The sequence below is a fragment of the Clostridium estertheticum genome, assembly GCF_026650985.1.
GTDB lineage: Bacteria > Bacillota > Clostridia > Clostridiales > Clostridiaceae > Clostridium_AD > Clostridium_AD estertheticum_C.
In genome coordinates, this window is record NZ_CP086239.1 from 5134519 (window position 1) to 5150941 (window position 16423).

14 protein-coding genes are annotated in these 16423 nt (G+C 29.9%); 8 read left to right on the top strand and 6 right to left on the bottom strand.

Annotated features, from left to right (window positions below):
- Positions 1-4 precede the first annotated feature (4 nt).
- The 5 genes from kdpB (at position 5) to LL038_RS24480 (ending at position 6567) form a co-directional block, all read left to right on the top strand.
- Positions 5-2059: a potassium-transporting ATPase subunit KdpB gene (gene kdpB, locus LL038_RS24460; RefSeq protein WP_216124074.1), complete on the top strand. Its 2055-nt coding sequence runs from the start codon at positions 5-7 to the stop codon at positions 2057-2059.
- A 29-nt stretch (positions 2060-2088) separates the two neighbouring features.
- Positions 2089-2727 carry a potassium-transporting ATPase subunit KdpC gene (gene kdpC, locus LL038_RS24465; RefSeq protein WP_216123944.1) on the top strand — a complete coding sequence of 213 codons (639 nt, stop codon included), beginning with the start codon at positions 2089-2091 and terminating at the stop codon, positions 2725-2727.
- Between the two features lie 200 nt (positions 2728-2927).
- A complete protein-coding gene (locus LL038_RS24470; RefSeq protein ID WP_216123943.1) occupies positions 2928-3536 on the top strand; it encodes a response regulator in 609 nt (202 codons plus the stop codon).
- Between the two features lie 64 nt (positions 3537-3600).
- Positions 3601-4695 (top strand): universal stress protein, encoded by a 1095-nt coding sequence (locus LL038_RS24475; RefSeq protein ID WP_216123942.1) that lies wholly within the window; start codon positions 3601-3603, stop codon positions 4693-4695.
- A 78-nt stretch (positions 4696-4773) separates the two neighbouring features.
- The gene (locus LL038_RS24480) at positions 4774-6567 is read left to right on the top strand and encodes a HAMP domain-containing sensor histidine kinase (RefSeq protein WP_216123940.1); all 1794 of its coding nucleotides are present in this window, start codon (positions 4774-4776) and stop codon (positions 6565-6567) included.
- 99 nt (positions 6568-6666) lie between these two features.
- Here LL038_RS24480 and LL038_RS24485 read toward each other — a convergent pair whose 3' ends face one another.
- Positions 6667-7863, bottom strand: coding sequence for a hypothetical protein (locus LL038_RS24485; protein ID WP_216123933.1), 1197 nt, complete (start codon positions 7861-7863; stop codon positions 6667-6669).
- 354 nt (positions 7864-8217) lie between these two features.
- Here LL038_RS24485 and LL038_RS24490 point away from each other — a divergent pair, with 354 nt between their 5' ends.
- Together LL038_RS24490 and sigK are read left to right on the top strand one after the other, a co-directional pair.
- Positions 8218-8640 (top strand): flavodoxin family protein, encoded by a 423-nt coding sequence (locus LL038_RS24490; RefSeq protein WP_216123931.1) that lies wholly within the window; start codon positions 8218-8220, stop codon positions 8638-8640.
- A gap of 90 nt (positions 8641-8730) precedes the next feature.
- Positions 8731-9438, top strand: coding sequence for an RNA polymerase sporulation sigma factor SigK (gene sigK, locus LL038_RS24495; protein ID WP_216123929.1), 708 nt, complete (start codon positions 8731-8733; stop codon positions 9436-9438).
- Between the two features lie 100 nt (positions 9439-9538).
- Here sigK and LL038_RS24500 read toward each other — a convergent pair whose 3' ends face one another.
- From LL038_RS24500 to LL038_RS24520, 5 genes are all read right to left on the bottom strand, one after another.
- Complete coding sequence (locus LL038_RS24500; RefSeq protein WP_216123927.1) at positions 9539-9979, bottom strand: GatB/YqeY domain-containing protein; 441 nt, start codon at positions 9977-9979, stop codon at positions 9539-9541.
- Positions 9980-10091: 112 nt separating this feature from the next.
- Entirely contained in the window at positions 10092-10616 is a 525-nt protein-coding gene (locus LL038_RS24505; RefSeq protein ID WP_216123925.1) for a hypothetical protein, read from the bottom strand.
- 225 nt (positions 10617-10841) lie between these two features.
- On the bottom strand, positions 10842-12200 hold the full coding sequence (locus LL038_RS24510) for a VanW family protein (RefSeq protein ID WP_216123923.1): 1359 nt from the start codon (positions 12198-12200) through the stop codon (positions 10842-10844).
- A gap of 221 nt (positions 12201-12421) precedes the next feature.
- Positions 12422-13315: an MBL fold metallo-hydrolase gene (locus tag LL038_RS24515; RefSeq protein WP_216123919.1), complete on the bottom strand. Its 894-nt coding sequence runs from the start codon at positions 13313-13315 to the stop codon at positions 12422-12424.
- A gap of 70 nt (positions 13316-13385) precedes the next feature.
- Positions 13386-13766, bottom strand: coding sequence for a CoA-binding protein (locus tag LL038_RS24520; protein ID WP_216123918.1), 381 nt, complete (start codon positions 13764-13766; stop codon positions 13386-13388).
- A 273-nt stretch (positions 13767-14039) separates the two neighbouring features.
- On the opposite strand from LL038_RS24520, the gene LL038_RS24525 reads away from it, so the two are divergent.
- Positions 14040-16370, top strand: a complete 2331-nt coding sequence (locus LL038_RS24525; protein ID WP_253200273.1) for an EAL domain-containing protein — start codon at positions 14040-14042, stop codon at positions 16368-16370.
- Positions 16371-16423 lie beyond the last annotated feature (53 nt).

A 16423-nucleotide genomic window follows, 5' to 3' on the forward strand; every position in this document is an offset into this window, starting at 1 on the left:
ATATATTATGAGTAAGAAAAAAATTATAACTGGAGATATACTTAAAGAGGCTACTAAGGGCGCTTTTATAAAACTAAACCCCAAATACATGATGAAAAATCCTGTTATGTTTGTAGTTGAGATTGGTTTTTTGGTAACTTTATTTTTGACCTTTTTCCCATATATATTTGGCGATAAAGGACAAAATATTAGAGCTTATAATGGACTGGTATCCTTTATATTATTAGTTACAGTTCTGTTTGCAAATTTTGCTGAAGCAGTGGCTGAAGGACGTGGAAAAGCTCAAGCTGAAAGTTTGAAGAAAGCTCGTACAGATGCTATGGCAAAGTTACTTGATTCTAAAGGAAATTTTAAAGTAGTAAGTGCTGCCCAATTAAAAAAAGGAGATATAGTTCTTGTTGAGACTGGTGATTTTATTCCTAATGATGGAGAAGTAATTGAGGGGCTTGCATCAGTCGATGAATCTGCAATTACTGGAGAATCGGCTCCTGTACTTAAGGAATCAGGTGGTGACTTTGGATCAGTAACAGGAGGAACAAAGGTTGTCAGTGATTGGCTTAAAGTTGAAATAACAGTAACTCCGGGAGAGTCATTTTTAGATAAGATGATTAAACTTGTTGAAGGTGCTTCAAGAAAAAAGACACCAAATGAAATTGCGTTAAGTACGCTACTTGTAGCTTTAACAATAATATTTTTAATTGTTATAGTAACTTTATATCCTATGGCTAACTACTCTAAAGTTACGTTGCAAGTATCTACGCTTATTGCATTGCTTGTGTGTTTGATTCCTACAACTATTGGAGGACTTCTCTCAGCAATTGGAATAGCCGGAATGGACAGGGTTACAAGATTTAACGTAATCGCAATGTCTGGTAAAGCTGTCGAGGCTTGTGGAGATGTAGATACAATGATTCTTGATAAAACTGGAACAATAACTTATGGTAACAGACTTGCAGCTGAATTTATACCTGTGGGAAGACATACTTTAGAAGATCTTAGATTTCAATCTTTAATTTCATCAATAAAAGATACAACTCCAGAAGGTAAGTCAGTAATTGAACTTGCAAAAAAACAAGGAGTTTCAATTAATGAAGATGATTATAATGATGCTGAATTTGTAGAGTTTACGGCGCAGACAAGAATGAGCGGTATGAACCTATCAAATGGAGTTCAAATTCGAAAAGGTGCATCAGATTCTATAATTAAATATGTGGAGAAAATCAATGGAAAAGCTCCTACAGATTTAGAAGCTGCTGTAATAAGAGTTGCTAGTGCTGGTGGTACACCACTTACCGTTTGCGTAGGAAATGAAGTATTCGGTGTTATTTATTTAAAAGATACTGTAAAACCTGGTCTTACAGCAAGGTTTGCAAGACTTCGGGAAATGGGTATTAAAACTATTATGTGTACTGGAGATAATCCTCTTACTGCAGCAACTATAGCTAGGGAAGCTGGTGTAGATGATTTTGTAGCAGAATGCAAGCCAGAAGATAAAATTGCTGTAATTAAAAAAGAACAGGATTTAGGTAAGCTTGTTGCTATGACAGGAGACGGAACAAATGATGCACCAGCACTAGCGATGGCAGATGTAGGAATTGCAATGAATAGTGGAACTACAGCAGCTAAAGAAGCTGCAAATATGGTTGATCTTGATTCAGATCCTACAAAAATATTAGAGGTTGTAGAAATTGGTAAACAACTCCTTATAACAAGAGGTGCATTAACTACTTTTAGTATAGCAAATGATGTAGCAAAATACTTTGCAATTATTCCTGCTATGTTTGCAGCTGGCATACCAAGAATGAATGTACTTAATGTTATGAGACTATCAACGCCTCATAGTGCCATACTATCTGCATTAATATTTAATGCTATAATAATCCCAGCATTAATTCCTATTGCAATGAAAGGTGTTAAATACACACCAATGAAATCAGAAGATCTGCTTCGCAGAAATCTTTTGATTTATGGATTAGGTGGACTTGTTGCTCCTTTTGTAGGAATTAAAATATTGGATTTAGCAGTTACACCATTGCTTAGAATTCTAAACTTAGGTTAATCTTAGGTTTTATATGAGGAGAGATAGAAATGAAAGATATGTTAAAAAAATCAGTATTATTAAGTGTGGTACTCTTTGCTCTATGTGGTTTAATATATCCTCTAGCTATGACTGGAATAAGTCAAGTGTTATTCAACAACAAGGCTAATGGAAGTATGGTTAGCCTTAATGGGAAAGAGGTTGGCTCAGGGCTTATAGGGCAAAGTTTTACTGATGAAAGATTTTTTCGCTCTAGAGTTTCAAATTCTAATTATAATACCTATACAAAAGCAGATTTGAAGCCTGATAGTAAAGGGAATATTGCATATACAGGTGTAACTTCTGGGTCTTCTAATCTTGGCCCATCAAATCCTGTTTTAATGGATAGAGTAAAAAAAGATATGGATGATTTTTTGAAAAGTCATCCTGGTTTAAAAGCAGGAGATGTACCTACTGATTTACTAACAAGTTCTGCTTCAGGACTTGATCCTAATATTAGTCCAGAGTCTGCTAAGATACAGGTAGCAGCTGTTGCCAAGGCTACTAATATTAGTACAACTGATTTAAATAATATTATAACGAAAAATACAGAAGGAAGAACCCTAGGGATATTTGGAGAACCAAGGGTGAATGTATTAAAAGCTAATTTAGATATAGCAAATATATTAAGAAGCAAAGGCACACTTTAAAAAGAAAGAAATCTATTATATAATGTAAAAGATGATATTAAGGTAATTAAGAAGTCAGGCTGGAGAACTAAACAGTCTGGCTTTAACTACATTCAAAAGGAAAGACTCCAATTGTTATAGGTGAAATTTAATTAGTGTAATTATTTTAGTACAATCTTAAATTTATATGAACAATAAAATTAATGAGGTAGGTGAATAGTATGAAAAAGGTTTTGGTAATAGATGATACAAAAAATATAAGAATGTTATTAACCACATGTCTTGAACTAAAAGGTTATAAAGTTCTTACTGCGGATGCTGGTAAATCAGCTATAGATATATTAAAAGAAGAAAAGCAAAGTATTGATATAATATTTTTAGATATAAGAATGCCGGAAATGAGTGGAACTGAGGTTTTAAAGATAATTCGCGATATGGGTTTTAATTGCCCTGTTATTGTTATGACTGCATTTGCTACAGTGAAAAATGCTGTTGATTGTACTAAACTTGGAGCTGTAGCTTACCTTCAAAAACCATTTTCGCCTGATAGAGTTACTTCTGTTTTAGAAGAAATATTTAATTCAAACGAAAACCTTGATAAAAGTTTTGTTGAAAGTCCAAAAGATTTAGAAGAAGAAAAGATATTAATAGCAAAATCAAAAAAGTTGCTTGAAGAGGGAGAATTTGAGGAGGCTCATAATACTTTAAAAATAGTACTCGGAATAAATCCTTATAATAAAGAAATTTATCATTTAATAAGTGAGGTAAATAAGAACTTAAATAAATTTGATGAAGCAGAATTATTTAATAACATTTACGAACTATTTTAAAATAATATAATGATTATATAGAAATTACAGTGATAATGAAAATATATTTAGGATGTGATAGTGGATGGAGGCTTATGAAAAAGAAACCAGAGGGAAATTAAAAATATATATTGGTGGAGCTCCAGGTGTGGGCAAGAGTTATCAAATGCTCCATGATGCTAATGATATGAAAAAAAGTAATATAGATATTATCATAGGTATAATAGAAACTTATGGAAGAGTGGGAACAGAAGAACAAATAGGACATTTAGAGATTCTTCCTTTAAAAGAAATAAAATATAAAGGAATTAATCTAAAAGAACTTGATATCGATGGAGTTATAGCACGAAAACCAGAGTTTGTTATAATAGATGAGTTAGCACATACTAATGTGCCTACATCTAGAAATAAAAAGCGTTTTGAAGATGTTCTAGAAATATTAGATAATGGCATAAATGTAATGACCGCAGTTAATATTCAGCATTTAGAAAGTCTAAATGATCATGTTAGTAGAATGACTGGAATTAAGGTTAAAGAAACGTTGCCAGATAAAATTATTGACATTGCAGATGAAATTGAAGTTGTAGATGTATCTCCTGATGCACTTCGCGGGCGAATACAGGACGGAAAAGTTTATTCAGAGGATAAAATTGAGGATGCACTTCATAACTTTTTTAGAATAGGGAATTTAACTGCATTAAGAGAACTTACTTTAAGAGAAGTTGCAAATGAAGTGGATGAAAAACTTGTAATATACAAGAATAAAAAGAAGGTAGCTGGATTAATAGGAGCGCAAGAAAAAATATTAGTATGTGTTAATCTTAATTTTAATGCAGAATACTTAATTAGGCGCGGTTATAGAATGGCAAAAATGTTAAAAGCAGAATTTTATGTGCTAACTGTAAGTAAACCTTATAATCATGGAATAGAAGAGTCAAAGAAATTAGAAGAATTAAAGAAATTATGTGAGAAGCTTGATGTGGAACTTAAGGTGGAAAGATCAAAACATCGTGAAAGACCTATTATTGAGTTCGCAACTTGTAATAATATAACCCAGATAATTATAGGCCCATCTGCTAGAACTAGATTTCATGAGATTTTAAGGGGGTCAATTGTTAGAACAATAATGAGAGATACCAAATATATTGATGTGCTTGTGGTTGCAGATCCCGTTCACTAAAATATAATTACAAGATATATTGAATTTAAGGGGGCGTGTTTTATTAAAACATTAAAAAGCAAAATTGTAACTATTAATGTGTTTTTAGTTTTAGTTATAGTAATGATTGGACTACTCTCAAGCTTTAACATATACAGGGTAGGTGGAAAGATAGATGGATTAATAACAAATAATTACAAGAGTATTGATGCTTCAACTAAAATGACTGAGGTTATTGAAATCCAGGATAAGACAATTCTTAGATATATTGCTTTTGAAAATAAAAGTACAATAGATATTATTTATAATAATAATGAAGAATTTTATAAGTGGCTTAATGTTGCAAAAACCAATATAACTGAAGTTGGTGAAGCTAATAATACTAATAGAATAAGTGAGGACTATCTTCTGTTTGTTAAGACTTTCTCAAAATTTCACGAATATCAAACTTCTCACACAAGCCAGGATAATATAAAATTTTATAATTCTAAAATTTATCCTTCTGTAGTTAAGGTTAAAGCCGATTTAGGAATTTTAGCAAAACTTAATGAGAAAGCTATGTTTAAAGGAAGAGACAATGCAAAAAGTAATGCATTAAATGCAATGCATTTTATATTATTAATTTCCTCCATAGCTGCAATTATAGGATTAATAATATCACTTATATTTACAAATAAGTCTTTAAAACCTATATATCTACTCACTGAGACTATAAAATCAGTTAAACAAGGAGAAATTAATAAACAAGCACCTGTGATAAATGAGGATGAAATTGGAATGCTTGCAATGGAATTTAACAATATGACAAATAGGCTTTATGAATTTGAGCAGAGCACAACTGGTAAGTTACTTTCTGAGAGAAATAAATCTATTGCAATTGTAAAAAGTATAACAGATCCATTAATAGTTCTAGATGCTAGTTATAAAATTCAATTACTAAATGATTCTGGTGAAAACATTTTTGGAGTATTAGAACAAAATATAATTAATAGTCATTTTTTAGAGACTATTAGAAATATGGAATTATATGATTATATTTTTTGTGTTGTGGATAATAAGGCTCCTATTACTGAAAAGATAATTAGTCTTAAGGTAAATGATAGAACTTATTTTTTTAATATTATAGTAACTGTAGTTTATGATAAAGAGAATAAAATTAATGCTATAGTGGTACTTTTAAAAAACATAACAGAATATAAGGCGCTAGAAAAAGTACGTACAGATTTTATAGCAACTATTTCTCATGAATTTAAGACGCCACTTACTTCAATTATGATGGGGGTAGGCTTAATACTTGAGAAAAATGTAGGAGTTATAAACAAAAAACAAGAAGAACTTTTAGATACTATAAAAGAAGAGACTGAAAAGCTTACAGATCTAGTTAGTGATCTTCTAAAACTTTCAAAAATACAGTCGGATCAAGCAGTATATAATATAAAAGCATATTCTATAGCTGAGATTGCAAGTAATTGTATTAAAAATTATGAGACCCAGGCAAAAAACATCGGAATTACTTTATACAATAGTATAGAAAGTAATTTACCTAATGTAATTGTAGATAAAGAGAAAATAACTTGGGTATTAAATAATCTAGTTTCTAATGCTATTAAATACACTGATTCTGGTGGAAAAATAATTATAGGTGCAGTTATAGATGGCCAAAAAATGAAAGTTTTTGTTAAAGACAACGGTAAAGGAATTCCTAGAGAATACCATGAGAAAATATTTGAAAAGTTTGTCAAAATAAGTGCCTATGATACAGAGTTTTTGAGTTCGGGTATAGGGCTTTCTATAGCAAAGGGAATTGTAGAAGCTCATGATGGAACAATTTATTGTGAAAGTGAAGTTGATAAGGGGAGTAATTTTATATTTACGTTACCTGTGGAGAAATAAAAATATTAATAGTAGAGATAATTTAAAAAGAGTGGGGGCAGTTCAAAGTGTGAACTACCCCCGTTATATAGCTGTTTTTAGTATTTAGTGTTATTCATATTAATTCAGATCTTTTGGTGCATAATTTACTTCGATTTTTTCGATTTTACCGTCTTTAGTCATAAAGACAACTTGCTCAAATATTTTTCCGTATGTATAATATTTGAAGCTTGGGCTTGAATCTACTTTAGTAGGCTTGCCAAAAGCGGCAGTAACTTGAGCTAGAGTAGATTTCTGGGAAATTCCTTTTGGTAATTCTAGATCAATCACCGCACCGTTATTGTAGTATTCAATATAAGTTGCAAAACAGTATTTTAGAGGTTGTCCCTTGTCGCTATAGTTTTTAATCTGAGTTCTTAGCACCTGATTGTCTTTTCTTAATTCAACGCCTACGGCACTGGATTTTGCTGGAATCACTTTAGAACTAGTTGATTGAAGTACCCAACCATTTTTTATTAGCTCAGTAATAGGTACTGGTAATTTATAGAATTTGCCGCCATACTTAACTTGGAAGGATAATAAATCTTTACCTACACTTGAAGGCGTTTTATAATTTTTAACAGCTTCAGGAATGTTTGTATCAGTTGATTTAGCTTCTGCTTTTGCAGGTGGTGCTAAATTTTCTAACTTAATAGAATATACTTTCTTAGTTTTAGTATCAATTGAAATTTCATAATTTGAATAGGTACCTGATTTATAAGTTAGTTTAATCCGAGTATCTCCATTATATTGGCTTGAAGCTTTACCAAATGCCGCAGTTACTTCAGCATTTGTAGAACCTATTGTAATTCCTTTTGCAATGGAGATGGTTGTTCCCTTTTTTACATTTTCTGAGTCTATTGTAATTGCACCAACATGACATTTTGAAAGTGGCAATACATCTGTTCCAAAATTTGCTATATTAATCATCATTGTTTGTTCACCTTTTTTCAAGTATACTATCTTATACTTATTTGGTGCCAACGTACTTTTAAGAAAATCTTCACCTACCCATCCATTTTTTTCGAAGGTAGAAAATGCAGCTGGAAGAGAATATGCAATACCATTTATTAATACTTGATATTGATATAAATCATTGGATATGGCTACGGAAGCGGGTTTTGTGGTAGCCACTGCTGTTTTGCTGTCTACAGTTGTAGTTTGTTTTTCCGATGTAGCAGGTACTGCTTTAGTTGCAACTTTTTTAGAACAAGCTGTAAATGATAAAACTAGTACAATTAGTGATAATAATAATAACATTTTTCTTTGAGTTTTCATTAGTAAACATCATCTCATTTCTTTTATTTAAAAAAGTTATATAATTACAACAATTTTATCTAAGGGATAGACCTTGATAATATAACACCACATTTTGTGGTGAAAATTTAATATAATTATTTGCTTTTTCACAGGCAAGCTTGTACAAGCAAGACTACTTACTATATTACCAAAGTTAAGCAATAAATACAATCAGTGTAAAAAATGAATAAGTTTATAATATACAAACTAAAGTACTTATTTTGGACTTTTTCAAAGAAATGCATATGAGGCAGAGAAAGCTAAGTATGTTGCAATATTTTAGTATGTTTTTTTCGTTTTAAGAATTATAATATTATAAAAAGGAGTTTTATAATGAATATACAAATAAGATATTTATCTAAATCAGGAAATACAAAAAAAATTGCAGATGCTATAGCTAAAGAAGTAGGAGTCGCTGCAGAGACAATTGAAAAAGGTGTTACAGGTGATACAGACATTCTATTCTTAGGAGGGGCTATGTACTGGGCAGGAGTTGATAACAAATTAAAAAAGTTTATACTTGGATTAGATTGTTCAGTAAAGAAGGTGGCAATATTTAGCACAACAGCAGTTGTAAAATCTGCTTACCCAGAAATAAAGAAATTACTATTAGCTAAAAATATTTTTGTATATGAGAATGAATTTCACTGTAAGGGAGAATTCTTAAAACTTCATAAAGGAAGACCAAATGATGATGATCTAGAGCTTGCAAAACAATTTGCTCGCGAAATTACAAGTATAAGTAACTTTAGATAAGTTTATTAAAGAACGAAATTTAAATATTAAAAACATGAAAACAAATAATTAATCATATTATATCTATAAGCTCTAGTAGGAGGAACATCTGTGTTTTTCATAAATTGTTTATTAGATATGATAGGAAATGTTACATTTTTAACAGCTTATATAACTGGTACTAATTCATTTCCTCAACCACTAAGCGAGGAAGAGGAAAAATATTATTTAACGAAGTTTGCGGAGGGTGATTTATTAGCTAAAGGTACATTAGTTGAACGAAATTTGAGACTAGTTGCACATATAGTAAAAAAATATTCCTACCCGGGAAAGGATGTAGATGATCTCATATCTATTGGAACGGTGGGACTTATAAAAGCTATTGATTCCTTTAATATGAATAAGGGAATAAGGCTCGCGACTTATGCTGCAAGGTGCATAGAAAACGAGATACTCATGTTAATTCGGAGTAACAAGAAAATAAAAGGGGAAGTGTATCTGCAAGACCCTATTGGCACGGATAAAGAGGGAAAAGAGGTATCCCTTATGGATGTATTACGTAGTGAGGAAGATTCTATTATTGATATAGTAGAGAATAAAATACAAATTAAAAGGCTTTATAGTAAGATAAATGTAGTTTTGAAGGATAGAGAAAAAGTAATAATTCAAATGCGTTATGGATTACTTGATGGTAAACCTCGAACTCAAAGGGAAATAGCATTAATACTCGGGATTTCTAGGTCATATATTTCTAGAATTGAAAAGAGAGTACTTAAGAAGTTGAATAAAGAATTAGGTAGTAATAATAATTTAATATAATTAAAGCAAATGATGCATTAATAGATAATGATATTCTAGAATAAATGATGCTGCATAATAATAGTAGGGTAGTAATATAAATATTACTACCCTAAATTAGTTATGAAAGTAACTGAATTACAAGTGGATTTACCTTTCTACTATCATACTTACCTTTAAGCTTTGGCATAATAGCCTTCATAACTTTTCCCATGTCACCTTTACCCTTGAAACCATTTTCAGCAATAACCTCAGCGATGATTGCTTTTGCTTCATCTTCAGTGAATTGCTTTGGCATATAAACCGAAAGCATTTCAATAGATATTTCTGATTCAGATATGATTTCTGTGTTACTAGCTTGTTTTGCATAGTCGAGAGTTTCATGTAATTGTTTAATTGTTTTTTCAATAATACTTACGAGGTCTATTTCTTCAATCTCCTTCTTTGAATCCATTTCTTTAGTTTTAACGTCAGCCATTAAAGTTCTTAAAGTAGTTAGTCTTATCTTATCCCTACTTTTCATATATTTAATAATATCGTCTTTTATTGTTTGTTTTAACATATGTATTTACCTCCTAATGATTTAGTATGATTACAAAATTATTATTATTTTTGCAAAAAGCATACTGTATACATACATTATACTCTTATCCTAGAGGAAGGTCATATATATTTTATTTATCAAATATTCTTTGGAAGATTCCTTTTTTTCTATGGAGAACTTCTTCTGCTAATGCTTTAGTCCTTTGTCTTTCAAGAGACTGGTTTAGTGTATCAATTAATTGAATATCGTGTTCTTTAATGGTTTGAGGCAGGGATAATACAATTTTATTTTTCTCTTGTTCTTGTTTAAAAAGGATCTGTGTATTTTCTAATAATTTATTAATATCATAGAGTTGTCCGTCTTTTACATTTAATTGTTGTTTAATAAATTCAATGTCATTTTTAAGTATTTCAATCATATCTTCCTTTAATAAATTTACTACGTTAGATGCAACTACAGTAGCTGCTACTTCTGATTCGGCGGTTTGATTATATTTTAGAGATTGTTTAATTGCATCTAGTCCTTTCTCATCTACACAGGTTTTACCATTGTGTGTTATTAAAAAAGGTTTTACTTCAGGTAGTTTCATTTTAGCATATGCAGTTACTTTACTTATATTTAAATTCTTAGCAATTTTAAATGCATCATAGATCATAGTATGCGCCTCCTAATTATATACAAGAAGTATTCTCCAAATATTTCCAAATTCCTCTTTTTAAAAAAATAAACACATACAAATTTATATGTGTTTAAGTTTTTTCTCTATTTCTTTCCTTAATCTAAATGTTCTTTCTAGTTTTTTGCCATCAATTCTCACTTTTTCTAATGCATTTTGATCTTGCGCGGCAGAACCCTTTTCAAATAATTTTAGAATAGGTGATCACTTAACTTTTTTTATACCTACCCTAATTACCTCAGCTTTTAACTGATAGCTATCATTTGAAATTAGTTCATGATTAATTACATTACCATTTTGAATTGTATTTTTATATGTTCTTACTTTATATCCAATCAAAGGAAATTGTTCTTGAACAATACTACCAACAGGAAGAGTAGCATCATCTATATACTGAGTAGGGCCAGGTTGAACAGCAGCATATATATCATTCACAAGAGTATAAGACTTATTGGCTAAACTTGAATTAGAATAAACATTAAAAGTTAGTATCTTATTGCTCACAATACTCTCAATAAAAACAGGATATCCTAAGGTATTAGTAAATTTGTAGTCTAAATTACCCCAATCTACTGTTGCATCCATACCTAGTGGTATATAAGTTGAGGGTATGGAATGATGGTTCCTCTCAGTAGAATTGATGTTTGACCTAATTATGGCATTATATAATGATGTAGATACTTGACATATTCCGCCACCATAATCGGAACTTACTTTGGTACCAATATCAACTGGTGCTGGCTGATAACCTTTGTCTGCTGTTCTTTTACCTACAGTGTCGTTGAAACTAAAACTTTCTCCAGGCATTAGGATAGTTCCGTTAATACTTTTTGTTGCAAGGGTTATATTAGTGGATCTACCATATGCTGAAGTACTAAAATCAGAAGAAAAACTTGAAAGTTTTGTGTTAACAGTTTGAAGCTTTTCTTTCGTTACAGTTGCTAAAGTAGTTTTAATATCTGCGCTTACACTAATATCCGCAGAGTTTACGTCTCCATTTATTTTACTTAAGATTTCCTTTTTTAGTTTATCATCCATAAGTGTAGATCCTTTTGTGTCAGGTGTAACAATGAAGGCATCACCATTCATATAAATGCTTGCATTTTTAGGAGTGCTATTAATTTCTTTTTTCATATTAGAAATTAGATCTGTTAGAGGTTTAGAATCATAGGTAAATTTCATAGTAATTACCTTGCTTTCAGATTTTCTAATCAATTTATATTTTCCGTACAGCGATAAATTTTTGCCGTAATTAAAAGCCTCATTAACTACCTCATCAACATTATATTTTGCATTCATCTTTGCAAAATTTAACGAATATGTCTTCTGAGGTGTTTTAATATTTACGTTTTTCTTTAACATAGTGGATTGATATTTCTGAGTTACCATATCTTTTGCCTGCGCAAGTGTTTTTCCAGATATATCTAATTCACCGATTTTAACGCCTGGGTATACAAGACTTGTCCATTTTTTTGTATTATAATTAACATATGCATAAAGTCCACTAGTTCCCAAAACGACTATTAATAGTAAGATTATCATTATTTTTATACTTTTTCTCATAAGTTTTATTATTCCTCCATATTCTGTTAAGTTTTTATTGTATAAACATATAATATCAGTATATCATTTCAAAAGTATACATTTTTATCACCAAACCTTTTATGCTCATTTATCATACAGTAAATTATACATTAAATTATATCATAGATATAGGCATCTAAATATTGTTTAATATTAAACTTTTATAAATAGATTAAGCCTGAGAAACTATAAATTATCTCTCAGGATTTTGAGTATTTAAGAAATCCATTATCCATATTTAAAACTATAAGTCCTGTTTCATTTAAATATTCAACGTACGACCTTAACATTCGCTCTATTAGGGTATATTTATATATATTGCTTATATTAATATTAAAATTTTCAATAACAGTCTTTAGAATATCTTGCATTGTCATATCCCCTACTATGAGAGTATATATTGCTTTTGCTCTGTTTTTATAGAAATTTATATTATCAGTTATAAGTCCAGTAATTTCGTTGTATATACCTTTATGTGCCACTATGTATTTGCTGCATTTTAAGTCATAAAGTTTTGCTTTGCTTAATAAATCCTCTGTGAGTATATAGGCATAGGGCATTTTAGAGCTATTCATGACTTCATGACTTATAAGTGCGTCCCCAACATATGCAACGTCATCTGGAGTAGTTATGCATATGTGTGAAGGACTATGCCCTGGTGTATGAAGAATTTTAAATTCAACTCCACATACATATACTGAGTTTTGATTATCAAAAATCATAATGTCTGTTTGACAAACCATATGTCCAAAATGAAATGCAACATCAGATAATGTTTGGTTACTGTAATAGAGCTTGAGATTTATAACTGAACTACAAACAAGAGCTTCATAGGCTGGCATTGCAATTAGACAATTGAATTTATTTTTAAAGAAAGCATTGTTACCTATATGGTCAACATGAGCATGACTGCATATTATAGCAACCACCTTAAAGCTGTTCTTTTCCAGTAGTTCATCAATTCCTTGTCTTTGTCCTTTTGCCCATCCAGAATCCAACATAATTATTTCTTTTTCACTAATTTTATAAAATGGTATGTATGTCATTCCAGTAGTAATACAAAATGTATTTCCCTTAATTTTTTTTATTTCCATATAATATCTTTAGTGAAAAAGTGCTTATTTCAAAGGCACTTTTTCACCAAATAATCACTTCCTTTATTGGCTAATTAACTTTATTTTTTGATAATTCTACTAGTGCACATCCTTCTATGGCTTGTATTCCATTTGTTTTGCAAAACTCAAGTATTTCAGAACTCCCAGCCCCTGGTTGAATGAGTACTTTATTTATTTTTAACTTGTGAGCTTCATTAAGAATTTTAATGCCTTTGTAGGGAGTAATACATAAATCTAATACTTCTACATTGTAGGGTACATCGCTTAGATTGTTATAACAGACTTCATTTTCAATAGATGGATTTACACCGACCACATTAAATCCATCTGTTTTTAAAGAAAGTAATATTTTATAAGCATATTTTGAAGGATTTAACACATCCCCAACCACAACCCAGTTTTTATAATTTAAAAGTTCATTTGCCTTCAATTTTATCATCTCCTAGTAAAATATAATATATATTTATTATTATTACCACAAGTAATTAGAATTATTTTAAATGATTTTAAGTATTAAAACCGCGCAATAAATAATATTGAGGTTATTAAAGTCACATGTGGGCGTAATACATAAAGTTTTGTCTTATATAACCGATATAACAATTATAAAAGGTTTTAAGTTATTACATGTAATATGTAATGACGTGCGGAGAAAAGATTAAAACTATGTTAATAGGCAATAACTATGGAATGGGTGATAAATATGAAACTTTCAGCGAAATTATTTAGAATAGTATTATTAGTAAGTTTAATTTTAATTTGTTTTCTTTATCTAATTTCAAAATCATTTTTACTAAAGAGCTTCACTGATATGGAAATTGATAAAGCTTTTAAGGATACTAATGTTGTCCTTAATTATATTCAAAATGATCTGAATAATATAAATGATGTAAATTTAGATTATGCAAGATGGGATGAAACTTATAATTATATGAATAACAGAAATAATAAGTATATAGAAGATAATTTTGACGATACAACTTCTATGGCTGGGGCAAAAATAAACTTTATTTTCATCACTGATAATCAGGGGAACATAGTTTATAAAAAAAATACGAAAGAGGACACAAAGGAAATGTTTACGTTGGCTTTTGCTAAAAATATAACCTCAAATATTTCTAAACTATTAAGTAATAATAATATAAAAAACGTTAAAGGAACTTTGTTATATGGTAAATACCCAATTTTAATATCTGCACAAAGAATTACAAAAGGTGGCGGTTTAGGACATAGCCCTGGTTTTTTGATTTTCGCGAAATATTATGATAAAGAGGAAATGGATACGCTTAACCGAAATACTGGACTTAAAACAGAAATGGCGTATTATGATAAAGGCTTAATTTTAAACAACGGTTTTATAAAAAGAGATGATTTTATAAGAAAAAATGAATTTGTTAAAGTAAGTAATGAAAAATTTATTATTGGTTATGGCTTAATTAACGATATATTTTCAAAACCTTCTTTTTTCGTGAAGATTACATCAGAAAGAAATATTTTTAAAAAGGCACAAAATACAATGGATTTCTACTTTTTAATTGTGTTTGCTGCTTTAATAATATTTTCTTTGAGTATTTTTATATTAATACATGTATTTGTTGTGAGAAAAATTAAAATTATAAACGAAGTAGTAGAGAATGTACATAATTATTATGATGTATTTCCAAGCATAATCTTAAAAGGAAACGATGAAATCTCTGAACTTGGATCTAAATTTAACGATATGTTCCAAAGACTAAAAAAATCGGATGAAACCATTGTATCACTTGCAAATTATGATGCTCTTACAGGGCTTACAAATAGAAAGAAATTGCTAGAGAACATTAGAGATTTGCTTAAAAATAAAAATGAAAATTTAGCGGTCTTCTTTATAACTTTAGATAAATTCAAGGCTATAAATGAAAGTTTTGGTCATCAGGTAGGAGATATAGTTCTTGCAAAGGTGGCAGAGAGACTGGAGAATAATATCGCAAAATCAAAGGATATAGTAAGTAGAATCGGTGGGGATGAATTCATTGTAATTATAAGGAATTTAATTTCAACAGCAGGTGCAACAGAAATTGCAGAAAAAATTGTAAAAACATTAAGTGGCGCTTATATATATAATGACGAGTCACTATATATTGGTGCAAGCGTTGGTATTAGTTTATTTCCACAGCACGGAAATGATGTGGATACTTTAATAAGAAATGCTGACTTAGCTATGTATGAAGTTAAAAACAGTGGAGGATGTGGGTATCGTCTATATAACAACATCATGAATTATAATAATAGGCGCATGTTAGAAATGGAAAAAAACTTAAAAAGTGCTATTGAGAGGAATGAATTTATAACGTACTATCAACCTATTATAGATTTAAAATTAATGGAAGTATTAAGTGCAGAATCTCTTATAAGGTGGAAATGTGGAGATAAAGTTATTCAACCTATAGAATTTATTCCAATAGCAAAGAAAATAGGTAAAATGGTAGAAATCGATAATTGGATGTTGCATAATGCTTGCGCTCAGTGTAAAAAATGGCAAAATTCAGGCTCAAAGTATTTTAGTATATCCGTAAATACCTCATATAAACAATTAATACAAGCAAATTTCGTTCAATTAGTAATGAATATATGTCGTAATCAATCATTAGATCCTAAGTATTTAAATCTTGAAATTACTGAGGATGAGGCTATGGAGGACATTGATTTAATAATAAAAGTCCTTTTTGAGTTAAAATCCAAAGGAATAAAAATTTCAATGGATGATTTTGGCACAGGCTATTCATCTCTTAGTTGGTTAAGCAAACTTCCTATTGATACAATAAAAATAGATAGATCACTTATAATAAATTTAGACAATAACTCTAAAAATATAGCTATAATTAAATCTATATTAGCGGTTGCAGATAGTTTAGATATTAAAGTTATTGCAGAAGGAATTGAAACAGAAACGGAATTCCTTACATTAAAAGAACTTGGATGTCAGTATATTCAAGGGTATCTAATAGGAAAACCTATGATGGCCTGTGATTTCCAAAATGAGTTTATTAAATAATTTTTTGTGAAAAAACCTATCTTTTTATCATGTTTATACGATAATATAATTGT